This is a genomic window from Rhizobium sp. CC1099 (assembly GCF_029714385.1).
Lineage (GTDB): Bacteria > Pseudomonadota > Alphaproteobacteria > Rhizobiales > Rhizobiaceae > Rhizobium.
This window is the reverse complement of the sequence record NZ_CP121641.1, coordinates 3,303,683-3,318,167: the sequence shown is the minus strand read 5'-3', so window position 1 is coordinate 3,318,167 and position 14,485 is coordinate 3,303,683. Positions and strand designations below refer to the sequence as shown.

Sequence of the window (14,485 nt, the reverse complement as noted above, 5' to 3'; positions counted from 1 at the left end):
CGCCATAAAGCATTACATCCCTGCGCATGGCAGCCATGCGCCGATCAAATTGAATCTTCCGGTTGTGCGATGATAAAGACTGCCTCTCTGTTCCGAATGCGTTGCCGAATGCCGGCCTGATCAGACGCGCCGCGTCCCCAGCCATTCAGCGATTGCGGACTTTTTTGAACATCGAGAGCATCCATGCATTCCGACTCTTCAAGCGCGGCCAATGCCGCAAATACCGTCCTCTTCGAAGACGTATCGAAACGCTTCGGCGCCGAGAGCAAATCGTTTACCGCACTTGATGCGGTCGATTTCGCCGTCGCACGCGGCTCCATTACTGGCATCATCGGGCGTTCCGGCGCCGGCAAGTCGACGCTGATCCGTCTTGTCAACGGCTTGGAACGTCCAACGAGCGGCAAGGTCATCGTCGATGGCGTCAACGTTCCCGATCTGGACGAGGCTGGCCTGCGTGCGCTCCGCCGTTCGGTCGGCATGATCTTCCAGCATTTCAACCTTTTGTCCTCGCGCACCGCCTTCGGCAATGTGGCGCTGCCCCTGGAAATCGCCGGTTTCGACAGGGACGCCATTCGCACGCGCGTCGAGCCGCTGCTCGATCTCGTCGGGCTTTCCGACAAACGAGACCGCTATCCGGCAGAGCTTTCCGGTGGCCAGAAACAGCGCGTCGGCATTGCCCGCGCGCTCGCCACGCAGCCGAAGCTTTTGCTTTCCGATGAAGCGACCTCCGCGCTCGATCCAGAGACAACCCAGTCGATCCTCGAGCTCGTGAAGCGCATCAATGCAGAGTTGGGGCTTACGGTGCTTCTGATTACCCACGAGATGGAGGTCGTCAAAGCCGTGACCAGCGACGTTGCGGTGATCGACAAGGGTATCATCGTCGAGCGCGGCCGCACCTTCGATGTCTTCACCCGGCCGCAACATCCGACGACGCGCGCATTGCTTTCCGGTTTGCCGGGCTCGAAGCTTCCGGCAGCGCTCGCAGCCGGCCTGCGGCCGCACAAGACACAGGGCGGTCGCGTTGCCGTGCGCATCACGTTCTTCGGGCGCACTGCGGAACAGCCGCTGATCTCGCAGCTTATCCAGACGTTGGGTTCGGATATCAACATCATCGCCGGAACGGTCGACGAGATCGGCGGCGAACCCTACGGCTCGCTTATCATCGCCTATGCAGCGGATGATGCGACTTCCGCGAAAGCGGATGAATTCTTCAAGGCGAACGGTCTCGTTGCGGAGGTGCTCGGCTATGTCTCCTGATCTTCTGCTTCTCATCGGCAAGGCAACGCTCGATACGCTGCGCATGGTGGCGATCGCCGGCTTCATCGGCTCGCTGATCGGGTTGCCGATCGGCGTGTTCCTGGCGACTAGCGGCCGCGGCGAGCTCTTTCCGGCGCCTTCCGCAAATCGCGTCGTTGGACTGATCGTCAACGCGACGCGCTCGACACCTTTCATCATCCTCGTCGTTGCGATCATCCCTTTCACGCGCCTCGTCACCGGCACGTCGATCGGCACCAAGGCAGCGATCGTACCGTTGACGATCGCAACCATTCCGTTCTTCGCGCGACTCGTCGAAGCCGCCATTCGCGACGTCGACAAGGGCCTCATCGAAGCCGCCCGCGCCATGGGCGCGACCCCGATGCAGATCGTGCGCAAGGTACTTCTTGCCGAAGCGCGTCCGGCGCTGACACTGGCGCTCACGATGACGCTGGTCAGCCTCATTGGCTATTCGGCGATGGTCGGCGCCGTGGGCGGCGGTGGGCTCGGCGATCTCGGCATCCGCTATGGCTACCAGCGCTTCATGCCGGATGTGATGCTGGTCGTCGTCATCGTCCTGATACTGCTCGTCCAGGCCGTGCAGAGCGTCGGCGATGCGCTTGCCCGCCGCTTCGACAAGCGATCCCGCAAGAATTGATCGAATTGCCCTATAACCCAAGGAGAGAAAACCGATGAAGAAAATCATCCTCGCAGCCGCCTTCGCAGCGGCCTTTGCGACTGCTGCCGCGGCCGAAACCATCAAGATTGGCGTGACGCCCGGTCCGCATGCACAGATCATGGAGAAGGTGAAGGAAGTTGCAGCGCCCAAGGGCCTCGACATCGAGATTCTGGAATTTTCCGACTATGTCGTGCCGAACCAGGCGCTTGCCGATGGCGAGTTGAACGCCAACTCGTTCCAGCACAAGCCCTATCTCGACAACCAGGTCGCCGATCGCGGCTTCAGGATCATTGACGTCGCCTATACAGTCAACTTCCCGATGGGCGTCTATTCCAAGAAGGTGAAGAGCCTGGACGAACTCGCTGATGGTGCTACCGTGGCGATCCCCAACGACCCGACCAATGGCGGCCGTGCTCTGCTTATCCTCGCCGATAAGGGACTGATCAAGCTGAAGGATGGCGCGAGCCTGAAGGTCGGACCTGCCGATGTCACGGAAAATGCCAAGAATCTGAAGTTCGCCGAACTCGATGCCGCCCAGCTGCCGCGTTCGCTGGACGATGTAGATGCCGCTGTTATCAACACCAACTACGCGTTGGAAGCCGGCCTTGATCCCTCGAAGGATCCGATTGCCCGCGAAGGCGAAAAAGCGCCCTATGTCAATATTCTGGCGGTCAACGAGAAGGACAAGGATCAGCCTTGGGTGAAGACGCTGGTCGAAGCCTATCACAGCGATGCCGTGAAGCAGTTCATCGCCGATACTTTCAAGGGCTCGGTCATCGCAGGCTGGTAAGCGGCGGCCAAAACCGTTATGAAATCAAGCCCTTCCCGTTCCGCGGGGAGGGTATTTCAATGCCCAGTGATTTTCATGGAGAAAAATCACCCGGATGAAGCCTTGTACCGTTCGCTTTAACCGTTTTTGAAGCCTTGACTGGCAAAGTCCCCCGTTATCGGGGAGTAATGTATGCCTGCGTTCTTTAGGCAAAAAAATCAGGCTTCGGGGATCGGCCGCCACGCGACTGTTACGGGTGTGCTTTTTTCCTTTGCGGTTATGGTCGCGGTCGTTACCGTCATGGTGCTGACGGCGCTGTCGCGCGTCACCGATAACGCCAATATTCTCGACGACGAACGTTCGCGTGAAACCACGGCCGGGGCGCTCAAGACATTCGAAGCGCAACTCGGCGCGACGCTGAACGACTATGCCGCCTGGGACGATGCGGCCGTCAATGTCTATGCCCCCGATGGCATGGCATGGACGATCAGCAACTACGGCGAAATGTCCTCCAACAGCGCGCTTTTCGACGTAGCGATCGTCATAGATGACGACAAGAAACCGCTGATGGTCTATCGCGACGGCCAGCCGATGGAGGGCGCGCTTGGCGATTTCTTTGCGCCATCGTTCTGGACGTTGTTCGACAAAGTGAAGGCCGCCGGGCTTGAATCACCGGAAGCCGTGGGTTTCGTCGGCACCAAGAGCGGCATCGCGGCAGTCGGCGTTGCGCTCGTGCGCGAAAAATCCGGCACGCTGAATGCACCTGCGGGGCAGCGCCGCTATCTGATTTTTGCCCGCCATCTGAACGACGAGACGATCAGGAGCCTCGGGGAGACCTACGTTATCCAGGGATTGAAGCTGGTGCCAGCTGCTTACGACGCGCAATATTCCGTGGCGATCGATGATGCCGCCGGCAAGGCGCTCGGCAAACTCGTATGGATTTCGCGTTCGCCGGGCGACATCAGCTATGCACAGGTGCGCCCGACGGTTGTGAAGGCACTCGGTCTCGTCGGGCTGTTCTTCGCCGGCCTGCTCGTCATAGGCTGGCTCGCCGGACGCCGGCTCAAGGCGGAGGAAAACAATGCCCGCGAGGATGCGCTCCGCGATCGCCTCAGCGGGCTGTCGAACCGTGAAGGCCTTGGGATTGCTGTCGATGACGTCGTTGCTAAGGCGAGGCAGACCGGTAAGAACGTACTGCTTCTCTATCTCGACCTCGACGGTTTTAAGGAAGTCAACGATAGCTACGGGCATGGCACCGGTGATCAGTTGATCCGCGCGGTGGCTGCCGGCCTCAAGGTGCTGATCCCAAAGGGCGCGGTTCTGGCGCGCATTGGCGGCGACGAATTCGCGATTGCTTTCCTGTCTGAAGGTGGCAACGCCGATGCCCTGCAGCTTTCGGAACAGATTCTGGATTTCCTGGCGGAGCCGCTGGAGATCGGCCGGCGCGTCGTCGTCATCGGCGCCAGCATTGGCATCGCGATGGCTGCTGGCGGGACGATCGGTCGCGAAGAATTGGTCCGCCGTGCCGATCTTGCGATGTACAAGGCCAAGGAAGCGGGCCGGGCCCGCATGACGCTTTACGATCCCGCGATGGATGCCGACCGCGAGGAGCGCAATGCGCTTGAACTGGATCTGCGCGTTGCGATCGAAAGCGGCGATCTGACGCTTGCCTATCAGCCGCTGATCGATGCCTCTACACATGAGATGAACGGCGTCGAAGCGCTGGTGCGCTGGAATCGTCCCGGCCACGGACCTGTATCGCCGGAAGTATTCATTCCGATCGCCGAAACCAGCGGGCTTATCGAGGCGCTCGGTCTCTTTGTGCTGCGCAAGGCCTGCGAGACCGCCAAGCAATGGCCGGAGCTGCGCGTTGCCGTAAACGTTTCCCCCGGCCAGTTCCGGAATCCGGCCTTTACCGACTATGTTCGCTATGTCCTGAAACAGACGGAGATCGAGGCCGAGCGTGTAACGCTGGAGATCACCGAAGGATACATGATCCAGAATCCGCAGCGAACCCGGCAATCGATCGAGCGGCTGAAGACGCTCGGCGTCAAGATCGCGCTCGATGATTTCGGCTCGGGCTTTTCGTCGATCGGCTATCTCCGCCAATTCGGTTTCGACCGCATCAAGATCGACCGTTCGCTGGTCGAGGGCGTGACCGAAAGCGACAGCCAGCGCGAGATGTTGCAGGCAACCGTCGCGCTTGCCCGCTCACTGGATATTCCGGTGACGGCCGAGGGTATCGAGACAGAAGAGCAGGCGCTCGCCGTTCGTCTCTTTGGTTGCGATTGCCTGCAGGGTTATTTCTTCAGCAAGCCGGTGCCGGCAGACAGGATCACCGAAATGCTTGAAGCACGCCGTGCCCTGGACGCGATGCCGCGCCAGATAACCGCTGCCTGAACCTAAGTCCCGATGTGCTTCTGGCCGCGTTTCTTGGCAAGCGCGATCTGCAGTTGCCGCTGGCGATAGCGCAGCCGGTCGTCTTCAGTGCGCGTGTGGTAGCAGCTGCTGCAGGAAACGCCTTCCTCGTAAAGCGGCGACGTGATCTCTTCTGCGGTGATCGGATTGCGGCAGGCATGGCAGAGCTTGTGCTCGCCTTCCTTCAGTCCGTGCTCGACCGACACCCGCTCGTCGAAGACGAAACAGGCGCCATCCCACAGACTTTCCTCTCGCGGAACTTCCTCCAGATATTTCAAGATGCCGCCCTTGAGGTGGTAGACCTCCTCAAAACCCTGCTCCTTCATGAAAGCCGTCGCCTTTTCGCAGCGGATACCACCGGTGCAGTACATGGCGATCTTCGGCTTGTTGTGCAGGCCGGTGTTCTGGCGCACCCATTCCGGAAACTCGCGGAAGGTCTTGGTTTTCGGATCGACGGCGCCACGGAAGGTGCCGATCGCCGTTTCGTAGTCGTTGCGCGTGTCGATGACGATGGTGTCGGGATCGGATATCAAGGCGTTCCAATCCTGCGGCATCACATAAGTCCCAACCACCTTGTTGGGGTCGATATTCTCGACGCCCATCGTGACGATCTCTTTTTTGAGTTTCACCTTCATGCGCAGGAAAGGCATTTTGGATGCGCGGCTTTCCTTGTGCTCCAGGGCGGTGAATTCCGGCTGCGCCCGCAGGTAGGCGAGCACCATTTCGATGCCAGCATCCGGCCCGGCGATCGTCCCGTTGATACCCTCATGCGCCAGGAGCAGCGTTCCCTTCACGCCGTTTTTTTCGCAAAGCGTCTGCAGCGGCGCGCACAGGCTTTCGAAGCGCGGCACGGAAACAAAATGATAAAGCGCCGCCACGAGGAACGGGCTGGTGTGATTGATGCTGTCGGTCATGCGCGCTGAAATACAGTCTGCAGCGTTTTCGCGCAAGCGTTGCCATTGCGGCCGCAGCTAAGGGTCGACACTTGTCGAATTCAGTTCCGGCTCAACTGCCAGAGTGCTTCAATCCGGTTGGCCTCGCGTTGCGGTTTGTCGGCAAAGACGCGGCCGGCGTCGGCGAGCGCGCTTTGCCGCTCTTCCTGCTGGCGGAAGATGATGGTATCGAGCAGGTGGGCGAGATCTTCATTGCGCGTAAAGAGCTGCGGCTCGGCCTCGACCAGTTGCGAAAGCACCGAGAGATCGTTGACGTGGCCGAGCCGTTCTGCGAGATCCTTGACTGCATCTTGCTTCGCCTTCATCGCGGCGGGCCACAGATTGCGCAGCAGCGTGTGATAGAGCCGGTAGTCATAGATCCGCTTGCGCAATTCATGAAAATCCTCGACCGCTGCCGTATCGTGGCATGCATCGAGCGCTGTCCGCCCTCTTCGCAAAGTTCGCTGCCAGCTTTTAGCAAGCATGCGGGCGTTTCTACGCGGGTTGTTCTTGAAAGAAACCTTATCGACTGCGGCGATCGCGTCCTTTAGCGAGATGGCCGTGTCGTGAAGCTTCTGTTCAAGGCCGCTTTCGGCCTCCGCCATCCAGTCACGCCGTGCTTGCAAAATGGTGACGACGCGGCTGAGCGCTTCGCTCTCTACGTCGCCGCGGGCGCCTTTTTGCAAATATTCGGCAGTGCCGATCAGGGCTGCTGCGTCCCGGATCGATGAAAGCGATTTTGCGGTGTCGCGCAGCCTGGCATTTTGTCGCTTCTGAAAGTTCGGCACCTCTTTCGCCACGAGCCGGTAAAGAGAGCGCAGCCGCTTCACGTTCTTGCGAAAATCATGGACCGCCTCATGCGCGCCGTCCGGCCGCTCCTCGAGAACGGCAATGGCACGTTCAAGCTGTTCCGTTGCCACTCTTCGGAACTCATCGGTGAAATCGAAATCAGGCCGTATGCGAAAGGGCATCCTGATCGTACTCGAATTCGGTCGCGAGCGCTTGGTTGGAATAGCGGAAATCGCCGGTCACTTCGCGGCCAAGCCAGGCGGGGCGGGAGGGATCGTCATTTTCGGACTTCATCTCCACCTCAGCGATCACTAGACCGCGATGCGCACCGGCAAAGACATCGACTTCCCAGACGAAGTTGTCATGCGGAACGCGGTAACGCGTCTTTTCGATCACCAGGCCAATGGTGCTCTGCATCAATTCTTCGGCGTCAGAAACGGGGATTTCGTATTCGAACTCGTCGCGGGTCACGGTACTGCGGCCGATCTTGATCGTCAGCCGCGCGCGCTTTCCATCAAGGATGCGCACACGCACGGACCGGTCGTCCATCGAGGCGATGTAACCTTGTCTGAGGATCGATTTCGTCTCGGCCTTCGCGCGCCAGCCGTCGTTGCGTACCAGAAATTTCCGCTCGATCTCTTTCGCCATTTCAGTGAACCTTTTGTGACGATCGCGGTACCGTAACGTAAAACTCCAGGGAGGGATACCCATCTTCTTGCCGCATCTGTTTTGTCTCGACAAAGAGGGTCCAGAGAGGTATTCGGGAGCCCAATTCAATCGTTTAAGGAACCGTGCGGCCATGGGCGAGAAGACAGAAAAGCTCCTTTCCATCCTCAAACTCCAGCCAGTTGTTCCGGTGCTGATCGTCGATGACGTGAAGTCCGGCGTTTCGCTGGCGCGTGCGCTGGTCGCCGGCGGCCTGAAGGCGATCGAGATCACCATGCGCACGCCTGCAGCACTCGATACGGTCCGTGCCGTTGCGCAGGAGGTCGAAGGTGCGGAAGTCGGCGCAGGCACGATCCTGAATGCCCAGCAGTGGGATGCGGCCATTGCTGCCGGCTCGAAGTTCGTCGTCAGCCCGGGGGCCACGCAGGAACTGCTCGACGCCGCTTCGGCATCGCCGGTTCCGCTGCTGCCGGGCGCTGCTACGGCAAGCGAAGTCATGGCGCTTCGCGAAGAAGGCTACCAGGTGTTGAAATTCTTCCCGGCCGAACAGGCGGGCGGTGCCGCATATCTCAAGGCGCTTTCCTCGCCGCTCGCCGGCACCGTTTTCTGCCCGACTGGCGGCATTTCGCTTAAAAACGCCAATGATTACCTGTCGCTGCCGAACGTCATCTGCGTTGGCGGATCCTGGGTGGCGCCGAAGGAACTCGTCGCTGCGGGCGATTGGGACGGCATCACCAAGCTCGCCTCGGAAGCGGCTGCGCTGAAGGCCTGACATTTTCCTGATCGCTTCAGGATGCCGGCGGCTTTGCCGGCATTTGTATTTGTCGATCCGCTTCCTATCTTCAGGTCTGCCTCAACAGGGAGACGATGAAGGATGTTCGACGCGAAGAAGCTTCTTGACCAGTTCCTGGGATCGCAAATACCGGGCGTCGGCGGAAGTGTCCGCAACCGGGCCGGCGATGCCGTCCAGTTGGCCAAGGATAATCCGTGGAAGGCCGGAGCGCTGGCGACTGTGTTTCTCGGAACGAAGACGGGCCGCAATATTGCCGGCAACGCGCTGGCAATCGGCGGGCTCGCAGCTATCGCCGGCCTCGGATACCAGGCCTACAAGAATTACCAGGCGGGCCAGGCACCTGCCACGCCTTCGGATGCCCCTCCGCCCTCGACGCCGGTTCTTCTGCCGGCACCCGCCGATTCAGGTTTCGGTCCGGCTTCGCCTGCTGGCAGCAACGAATTTGCCCTCGTGCTGATCCGCGCCATGATCGCGGCGGCCAAAGCCGACGGGCATATCGACGACGCCGAGCGAGCGCATGTCATGGACAAGATAAAGGCCGCCGACGTCAGCGGCGAAGCCGCGTCCTTCATCGAGCACGAGCTTGCCTCGCCGACCGATCTCGACGCGCTGGTCGCCGCCGCCACTACGGAGGAACAGAAGGTCGAGCTCTATACGGCTTCGCGCCTGACGATCGAGCCGGACTCGCGGGCCGAACGCGGCTATCTCGATCTTCTTGCCGGCCGTCTTGGCCTTGCCGATGCGCTTGTGGACCACATCGAAGCAACGGTTTCCTCCGCCAAGGTTTCCTTGTCACGGTGACATGCAGGCTGGTTGCCTTTCCAGGGCGGCTGGCCTATCCACTCTTCCGACGAGAGGAGTGAGCATGCGCGATCTATCGAATTTCAAGGTGCCGGCACCTGATTATGTGACACTGAAAGGGCGCTACGTGACGGTCGAGCCCTATGTTCGCGCGGAGCACCTTCAGGCGCTCTGGGACGGCCTCGGCGGCATGGGCATCAACCCGCTGCTTCTCTACTTCGCGCAGGACGATTTTGCCGGCATCGACGATTTCGCCAAGTGGCTTGAGAACGCCTATGCCAAGTCTGGCTGGCTCACCCACATCTTCCGCGATACCTCCACCGGCAGGATCGTCGGCATGGCCAATTATATGCGTGCCGACCCGGCCAACGGCGTCGTCGAAATCGGCGGCGTGGCGCACGGGCCGGATATGAAGCGTTCGCCGCTTTCCACCGAAGCGCATTACCTGATGGCCAAGCATGTCTTCGAAGACCTCGGGTACCGCCGCTACGAATGGAAGTGCGACAACAACAACGAGGCCAGCAAGACGACGGCCGCGCGCTACGGCTTCAAGTTCGAAGGTGTTTTTCGTCAGCATATGATCGCCAAGCGCCGCAACCGCGACACGGCTTGGTTCTCGATGATCGACAGCGAGTGGCCGCTGATCAGCGAGGCTTTCGAGACCTGGCTTTCGCCGGAGAACTTCGATGCCCAAGGCAAGCAGCGCCGGCGCCTGCAGGATATCCGTTCCGATCTTGAAAAGGAAAGGCTCGCATGAGCCCCGAAAGCCGTTCTCAGGCGATCGCCGCCGCGACCATCCTCATTTGCGCGGGACTGGTCATCTATTTCCTGCCGACGCTCGTTCTTTGGATCGGCAGCTATTCTCCCGCGCTTGCGGTCATTGCCGGCGCGGCGCTGCTGCTCGGCTTCTTCGCGATATTCTGGCTGAGGGCGCACTATCAGCGAGGCAGGGGGAAATAAGAGCCTACCCCTGAAGCGAGGCGCCGAGCAGCAGCACGCCCATGCAAATCACCAGGACGGCGCCCAGGATTTCGATCGCGTTGCCAATCCAGATCGATCTCGCTGAGCCACGGCCGGAGATGCGGACGGCGGTGCCCTTGGCGGCGACGGCAAGGATCGCGAGGATGGCGACCGTGATGGCCGTGCCAAGCGACATGGCGAGCACAGAAAGAATGCCGCCGAGATAAAGGCCGTTCAGCAGCGAAAAGGTCATGACGAGCAGCGCGCCGGAGCAGGGGCGAAGGCCGACGGCAACGATCGCAGACCAGGCTTCCCGGATACTGAATTTGTCGCCGCCGAGCAGCGACGGGTCCGGCGCATGAGAGCGGCCGCAGGTTTCGCAGGCCATGCCGGCGATGAAGTTATGTCCCGCCTTGCGTGCCTGCTTCTCGCCGAAGGCATAGGCTTCCCTGCGGCTTTCATTGTCCTTCCAGTCGAGCATCATGCTGACCGGACCGGCAGAGGTCTCCACGACTTCACGCTTTGGCAGGCCGTTGATCATCGAACGCAATTTGCGAAAAAGCAGCCAGCCACCGAAGGCGATGACCATGACGAAGCTTGTGATCTCCATCGCATTCGTCGCCTGCGTCAGCGTTATGCCGCTGCCACGCAGGATGAGCCAGGCACCGCCGACGAGCGCCACTGCCACTGCACCCTGAATGAAGGCTGAGATGAAGGAGATCACTACGCCGCGCTTCAGCTCGATTTCGTTGGCGATCATGTAGGAGGAGATCACTGCCTTGCCATGCCCAGGACCGGCCGCATGGAAGACGCCATAGGCGAAGGAAAGGCCGATCAGCGACGCAAGCTGCCACGGGTCTTCACGCATTGCCTTCAGGGCATCCGTCAGCGCGCGGTAGAAGGCCTGCTGTTCGTAATTGATGTAGGCAAGCAGCGGCGCCAGCGGCCCACCTGTCGGCTGGAAACTCGGCTCCGCAGTTCCAATCCCGAGCGGCGATTGCGCATGCGCCACGTTCATGAGCGCCAGCACCGCGAATGCGGCCGTTGGAACGAACAGCAAAGCGCTCCGTTTCAGCATGAAACCTCCAGCCTGGTGGCAAAGAGCTTGGACATGTCGGTGCCGGTCGGATCGTTGAAGAAGGCGTCGGTCAGCGACTGCTTGTTTTGAGAAATCACCTGATCGGCGTCCGGCCGCAGCACATCATGCTTGCAGTTCTTGAAGCCGTCCCCGACTGTTGCCAGCTCCTTGTCCGTCGGGAAGTCGATCGAGGTGTAGAGCGTGGGGTCGTAGACGCCGAAGGTGAGTTTGCCCTTCAGCGGCATCTTCTCCGCGGGCTTTACCGCGAAGAACATCAGAAGCTGACCTTCCTTGTAGTCGACGTGAATGATGTCCGGCTTCTGCACGGTCACGTTCTTCCCGTCGATTGTCAGATTCATGTAGTAGTCGTAGTCCGAGAGCGACTCGCGGACAGTCTTGCCGACTTCGGCGAGCTCGTTCGGCTCCAGCTTCAGATCGGTGTTCTTGTCGAAATCCATGACGACGGAGGAGGAGAACACCTCGTCGAAACGCCAGACGTTTCGCAACTCCTGAACGCTCCCGTCGGGCGCTGCCACGACTTCGAGCCGAGCTTCCACGAAAATATGCGGGTGTGCCATGGCTGCGGCCGGCGCAAGTAAGATCAGCGCGGCCATCAGGTAAGTGGATTTCTTCATGTGTCTGTTACCGCTCTGCCCAAATCGGTTGGTGTCTTCTTGCCGGAGAATGGGACGGAATTGGGACCTGCCTCAAGGTGGCAAAGTGAATCAGGCCGGCTTCAAGCCTGCTTCTTGAACCAAGCATGGAGGTAATCCACGAAGACGCGGACCTTTGCCGGCAGGTAGCGCCGATGCGGATAAACGGCATAAATCCCGCGATCGGTCGGTATGTAGTCGTTGAACAGCGTCACGAGCCGGCCGTCCTCGATCGGCTTACGAGCGATGAAGTCCGGGATGACCGCAATGCCGATGCCGGAAAGAGCCGCGCGCAATGTCGCATGCGGGCTGTTCACCTCGATCGGTCCGGAAACCGCGACGGCGAAGGACGTGCTGTCCGGATTGTAGAAACGGACGCTTGCCTGCGTGCGCGAGTTCGTATCCACGATGAAGGGAACGTTGGAAATGTCCGTCGGATGTTCGAGGTTCGGATAGCGCTCGAGAAACTCCGGCGTGGCGCAGACGTGGACGCGGAAATCCGAGATCTTTCGCGCGATCATTCCCGAATCTTCTAGCTTCGTGACGCGGATCGCCAGGTCGAAACCTTCTTCGATCAGATCGACGAACCGGTCGTCTGCGGCGATTTCCAGCTGCAGGTCCGGGTTCTCCTTGGCAAAATCGATCAACGACTGACCGACATCGGCATCGACAAAGGTGCGCGGCACCGAGATCTTCAGCCGGCCTTTGAGTTGCGCGTTGTTCTCGCGGACCAGATCGGCGAGGTTGTCGATCTCCTTCAGAATGTCGGAGGCGGTGCGGTAATAAGTATGCCCGGCCTCGGTCATCGAAAACTGCCGGGTGGTGCGATTGAGCAGCAGGGCGCCCAACTCGTCTTCCAGCTCGCGCACATATTTGGAAAGCAGCGCCTTGGAGCGGCCGGTGCGCCGCGCCGCGGCAGAAAAACCTTCCGCTTCAACGACATCGATGAAGGCGCGAATGCGCGTCAGTGTGTCCATGGCCATCTCCCGTTGTTGCGAAAGATTGAACAAATTGCGCGCAGTTGTTCAATTTATTTTTTGAGCGAAGGGCAAAAAAATTCTTGATTATGACTGCGAATATTCTTATCTCGTCCTCAGCCCAAAGTCGCACGTGCCCATGGGTGTCCGCCGACCCTCGATTAGGTGAGGTCATCGGTAAGGTACCTGGAACTAACCCCTCCAGTCGCTATTCCGGCCAACCGGGAAATGCGAGGACGCCTAAGCAACGACGGTGCGGGCCTTTCTGGTGTCTTCCGGCTTTCCATCAGCCGGGGTTACTGAAGAGGCACACCTTCATTGCCGGAAGTGCGGTTGGGATTTTCCCTCCAATCCATGGCAGACAAAGCCGAACTATGCCGCTGTCGTGGCGTTGGTTCAATATTTGCGCATCGAGCGCTTGCTATGGTTCCGGGGTCTCCACCGGCTGGTTCCAATGCGAGCATTCGTATGCCCTTTGTCCTCCGGTTTTTGCCGGAGCTCTGGAATTGGAAGAGGGAATCGATATGACCACCCAGCGCATCCGCGACTTTCTCGCAACCCGACGTCCCGACGGTCCCTGCCTCGTGGTCGACCTCGACGTCGTGCGCGACAATTTCAACGCCTTCCGTCATGCGATGCCGGACAGCGCGATCTACTATGCTGTCAAGGCAAACCCGGCTCCGGAAGTGCTGAAGCTGCTGGCTTCGCTCGGCTCCAATTTCGATTGCGCGTCTGTCGCTGAAATCGAAATGGCACTGGATGCCGGTGCGACCGCTGCACGCATCTCCTACGGCAATACGATCAAGAAGGAGCGCGACGTCGCCCGCGCCTGTGCGCTCGGCGTCAGCCTCTTTGCGGTCGACAGCCACGAGGAAGTCGAGAAGATCTCGCGCGCCGCTCCCGGCGCCCGCGTGTTCTGCCGCGTGCTCACGGATGGCGAAGGCGCCGAATGGCCGCTATCGCGCAAGTTCGGCTGCGTCCCGCAAATGGCTGTCGATGTTCTTGTCTATGCCCATCAGCTCGGCCTCGAATCCTATGGCGTCTCGTTCCATGTCGGTTCGCAGATGACCAAGGTCGATGCCTGGGATTCGGCTCTTGCCGATGCCAAGCGCGTTTTCGTGCAGCTTGCCAAGCAGGGCATCCATCTGCAGATGGTCAACATGGGGGGCGGCTTCCCGACGAAATACCTTCGTGACGTTCCGTCGGCCGAGGCTTATGGCCGTTCGATCTACCAGAGCCTGCGCGATCACTTCGGCAACCAGATCCCGAAGACGATCATCGAGCCGGGCCGCGGTATGGTCGGCAATGCCGGCGTCATCAAGGCTGAAGTGGTGCTTGTCTCGAAGAAGTCGGACAACGACACGGCCCGCTGGGTATTCCTCGACATCGGCAAGTTCGGCGGTCTCGCCGAAACGATGGATGAGGCCATCCGCTACCCGATTCGCACCGAACGCGACGGCGACAAGATGGAGCCTTGCGTCATCGCCGGCCCGACCTGCGATTCGGCCGACGTGCTCTACGAGAAGAACCTCTACCCGCTGCCGGTGAGCCTCACCATCGGCGACGAGGTTCTGATCGAAGGCACCGGTGCCTATACGACGACCTATTCGGCGGTTGCTTTTAATGGCTTTGAGCCGCTGAAGGCCTACGTCATCTGATCCAGCCGGCCCCGTAGCCAATCGGGGCGGCACCTTCACAATTTCCTTTCGACACCGT

Annotated in this window: 15 protein-coding genes; 9 read left to right on the top strand and 6 right to left on the bottom strand. The window is 60.0% G+C overall.

What is annotated here, in order from left to right:
• Positions 1-183 precede the first annotated feature (183 nt).
• The 4 genes from QA644_RS16645 to QA644_RS16630 all read left to right on the top strand — a co-directional run bounded on the left by QA644_RS16645 (position 184) and on the right by QA644_RS16630 (position 5,102).
• Positions 184-1,257: a methionine ABC transporter ATP-binding protein gene (locus QA644_RS16645; protein ID WP_283069608.1), complete on the top strand. Its 1,074-nt coding sequence runs from the start codon at positions 184-186 to the stop codon at positions 1,255-1,257.
• Entirely contained in the window at positions 1,247-1,912 is a 666-nt protein-coding gene (locus QA644_RS16640) for a methionine ABC transporter permease (RefSeq protein ID WP_283069606.1), read from the top strand. Before QA644_RS16645 ends, QA644_RS16640 begins: the two co-directional genes overlap by 11 nt.
• Before the next feature lie 34 nt (positions 1,913-1,946).
• Positions 1,947-2,723 (top strand): MetQ/NlpA family ABC transporter substrate-binding protein, encoded by a 777-nt coding sequence (locus QA644_RS16635; RefSeq protein ID WP_194728229.1) that lies wholly within the window; start codon positions 1,947-1,949, stop codon positions 2,721-2,723.
• A gap of 171 nt (positions 2,724-2,894) precedes the next feature.
• Complete coding sequence (locus tag QA644_RS16630) at positions 2,895-5,102, top strand: EAL domain-containing protein (RefSeq protein WP_283069605.1); 2,208 nt, start codon at positions 2,895-2,897, stop codon at positions 5,100-5,102.
• A gap of 2 nt (positions 5,103-5,104) precedes the next feature.
• On the opposite strand, the gene QA644_RS16625 is transcribed toward QA644_RS16630, so the two are convergent.
• The 3 genes from QA644_RS16625 to QA644_RS16615 all read right to left on the bottom strand — a co-directional run bounded on the left by QA644_RS16625 (position 5,105) and on the right by QA644_RS16615 (position 7,489).
• Positions 5,105-6,034, bottom strand: a complete 930-nt coding sequence (locus QA644_RS16625) for a rhodanese-related sulfurtransferase (RefSeq protein ID WP_194728227.1) — start codon at positions 6,032-6,034, stop codon at positions 5,105-5,107.
• Between the two features lie 80 nt (positions 6,035-6,114).
• A complete protein-coding gene (locus QA644_RS16620) occupies positions 6,115-7,023 on the bottom strand; it encodes a CHAD domain-containing protein (protein WP_283069603.1) in 909 nt (302 codons plus the stop codon).
• Positions 7,001-7,489: a CYTH domain-containing protein gene (locus tag QA644_RS16615; RefSeq protein WP_039846143.1), complete on the bottom strand. Its 489-nt coding sequence runs from the start codon at positions 7,487-7,489 to the stop codon at positions 7,001-7,003. Before QA644_RS16615 ends, QA644_RS16620 begins: the two co-directional genes overlap by 23 nt.
• A gap of 151 nt (positions 7,490-7,640) precedes the next feature.
• On the opposite strand from QA644_RS16615, the gene QA644_RS16610 reads away from it, so the two are divergent.
• From QA644_RS16610 to QA644_RS16595, 4 genes are all read left to right on the top strand, one after another.
• Entirely contained in the window at positions 7,641-8,279 is a 639-nt protein-coding gene (locus QA644_RS16610) for a 2-dehydro-3-deoxy-phosphogluconate aldolase (RefSeq protein WP_074069709.1), read from the top strand.
• A 102-nt stretch (positions 8,280-8,381) separates the two neighbouring features.
• The gene (locus tag QA644_RS16605) at positions 8,382-9,101 is read left to right on the top strand and encodes a tellurite resistance TerB family protein (RefSeq protein WP_239596888.1); all 720 of its coding nucleotides are present in this window, start codon (positions 8,382-8,384) and stop codon (positions 9,099-9,101) included.
• A 64-nt stretch (positions 9,102-9,165) separates the two neighbouring features.
• Positions 9,166-9,858 carry a GNAT family protein gene (locus QA644_RS16600; RefSeq protein WP_283069602.1) on the top strand — a complete coding sequence of 231 codons (693 nt, stop codon included), beginning with the start codon at positions 9,166-9,168 and terminating at the stop codon, positions 9,856-9,858.
• On the top strand, positions 9,855-10,061 hold the full coding sequence (locus QA644_RS16595) for a hypothetical protein (RefSeq protein WP_194728223.1): 207 nt from the start codon (positions 9,855-9,857) through the stop codon (positions 10,059-10,061). Before QA644_RS16600 ends, QA644_RS16595 begins: the two co-directional genes overlap by 4 nt.
• Before the next feature lie 4 nt (positions 10,062-10,065).
• Here QA644_RS16595 and QA644_RS16590 read toward each other — a convergent pair whose 3' ends face one another.
• From QA644_RS16590 to QA644_RS16580, 3 genes are all read right to left on the bottom strand, one after another.
• Positions 10,066-11,079 (bottom strand): nickel/cobalt transporter, encoded by a 1,014-nt coding sequence (locus QA644_RS16590; protein WP_246763344.1) that lies wholly within the window; start codon positions 11,077-11,079, stop codon positions 10,066-10,068.
• A gap of 53 nt (positions 11,080-11,132) precedes the next feature.
• Positions 11,133-11,774 (bottom strand): DUF1007 family protein, encoded by a 642-nt coding sequence (locus QA644_RS16585; RefSeq protein ID WP_194728221.1) that lies wholly within the window; start codon positions 11,772-11,774, stop codon positions 11,133-11,135.
• Positions 11,775-11,875: 101 nt separating this feature from the next.
• Positions 11,876-12,769, bottom strand: a complete 894-nt coding sequence (locus QA644_RS16580) for a LysR family transcriptional regulator (protein ID WP_283069599.1) — start codon at positions 12,767-12,769, stop codon at positions 11,876-11,878.
• A gap of 524 nt (positions 12,770-13,293) precedes the next feature.
• Here QA644_RS16580 and odc2 point away from each other — a divergent pair.
• Entirely contained in the window at positions 13,294-14,427 is a 1,134-nt protein-coding gene (gene odc2 / locus QA644_RS16575) for an ornithine/lysine decarboxylase (protein WP_028739747.1), read from the top strand.
• Positions 14,428-14,485: the final 58 nt, after the last annotated feature.

Excerpts from the sequence above, each read along its gene's own strand:
- QA644_RS16645 (WP_283069608.1), top strand. The coding sequence starts at position 184 with ATGCATTCCGACTCTTCAAGCGCGGCCAATGCCGCAAATACCGTCCTC.
- QA644_RS16640 (WP_283069606.1), top strand. The coding sequence starts at position 1,247 with ATGTCTCCTGATCTTCTGCTTCTCATCGGCAAGGCAACGCTCGATACG.
- QA644_RS16635 (WP_194728229.1), top strand. The coding sequence starts at position 1,947 with ATGAAGAAAATCATCCTCGCAGCCGCCTTCGCAGCGGCCTTTGCGACT.
- QA644_RS16630 (WP_283069605.1), top strand. The coding sequence starts at position 2,895 with ATGCCTGCGTTCTTTAGGCAAAAAAATCAGGCTTCGGGGATCGGCCGC.
- QA644_RS16625 (WP_194728227.1), bottom strand. The coding sequence starts at position 6,034 with ATGACCGACAGCATCAATCACACCAGCCCGTTCCTCGTGGCGGCGCTT.
- QA644_RS16620 (WP_283069603.1), bottom strand. The coding sequence starts at position 7,023 with ATGCCCTTTCGCATACGGCCTGATTTCGATTTCACCGATGAGTTCCGA.
- QA644_RS16615 (WP_039846143.1), bottom strand. The coding sequence starts at position 7,489 with ATGGCGAAAGAGATCGAGCGGAAATTTCTGGTACGCAACGACGGCTGG.
- QA644_RS16610 (WP_074069709.1), top strand. The coding sequence starts at position 7,641 with ATGGGCGAGAAGACAGAAAAGCTCCTTTCCATCCTCAAACTCCAGCCA.
- QA644_RS16605 (WP_239596888.1), top strand. The coding sequence starts at position 8,382 with ATGTTCGACGCGAAGAAGCTTCTTGACCAGTTCCTGGGATCGCAAATA.
- QA644_RS16600 (WP_283069602.1), top strand. The coding sequence starts at position 9,166 with ATGCGCGATCTATCGAATTTCAAGGTGCCGGCACCTGATTATGTGACA.
- QA644_RS16595 (WP_194728223.1), top strand. The coding sequence starts at position 9,855 with ATGAGCCCCGAAAGCCGTTCTCAGGCGATCGCCGCCGCGACCATCCTC.
- QA644_RS16590 (WP_246763344.1), bottom strand. The coding sequence starts at position 11,079 with ATGAACGTGGCGCATGCGCAATCGCCGCTCGGGATTGGAACTGCGGAG.
- QA644_RS16585 (WP_194728221.1), bottom strand. The coding sequence starts at position 11,774 with ATGAAGAAATCCACTTACCTGATGGCCGCGCTGATCTTACTTGCGCCG.
- QA644_RS16580 (WP_283069599.1), bottom strand. The coding sequence starts at position 12,769 with ATGGACACACTGACGCGCATTCGCGCCTTCATCGATGTCGTTGAAGCG.
- odc2 (WP_028739747.1), top strand. The coding sequence starts at position 13,294 with ATGACCACCCAGCGCATCCGCGACTTTCTCGCAACCCGACGTCCCGAC.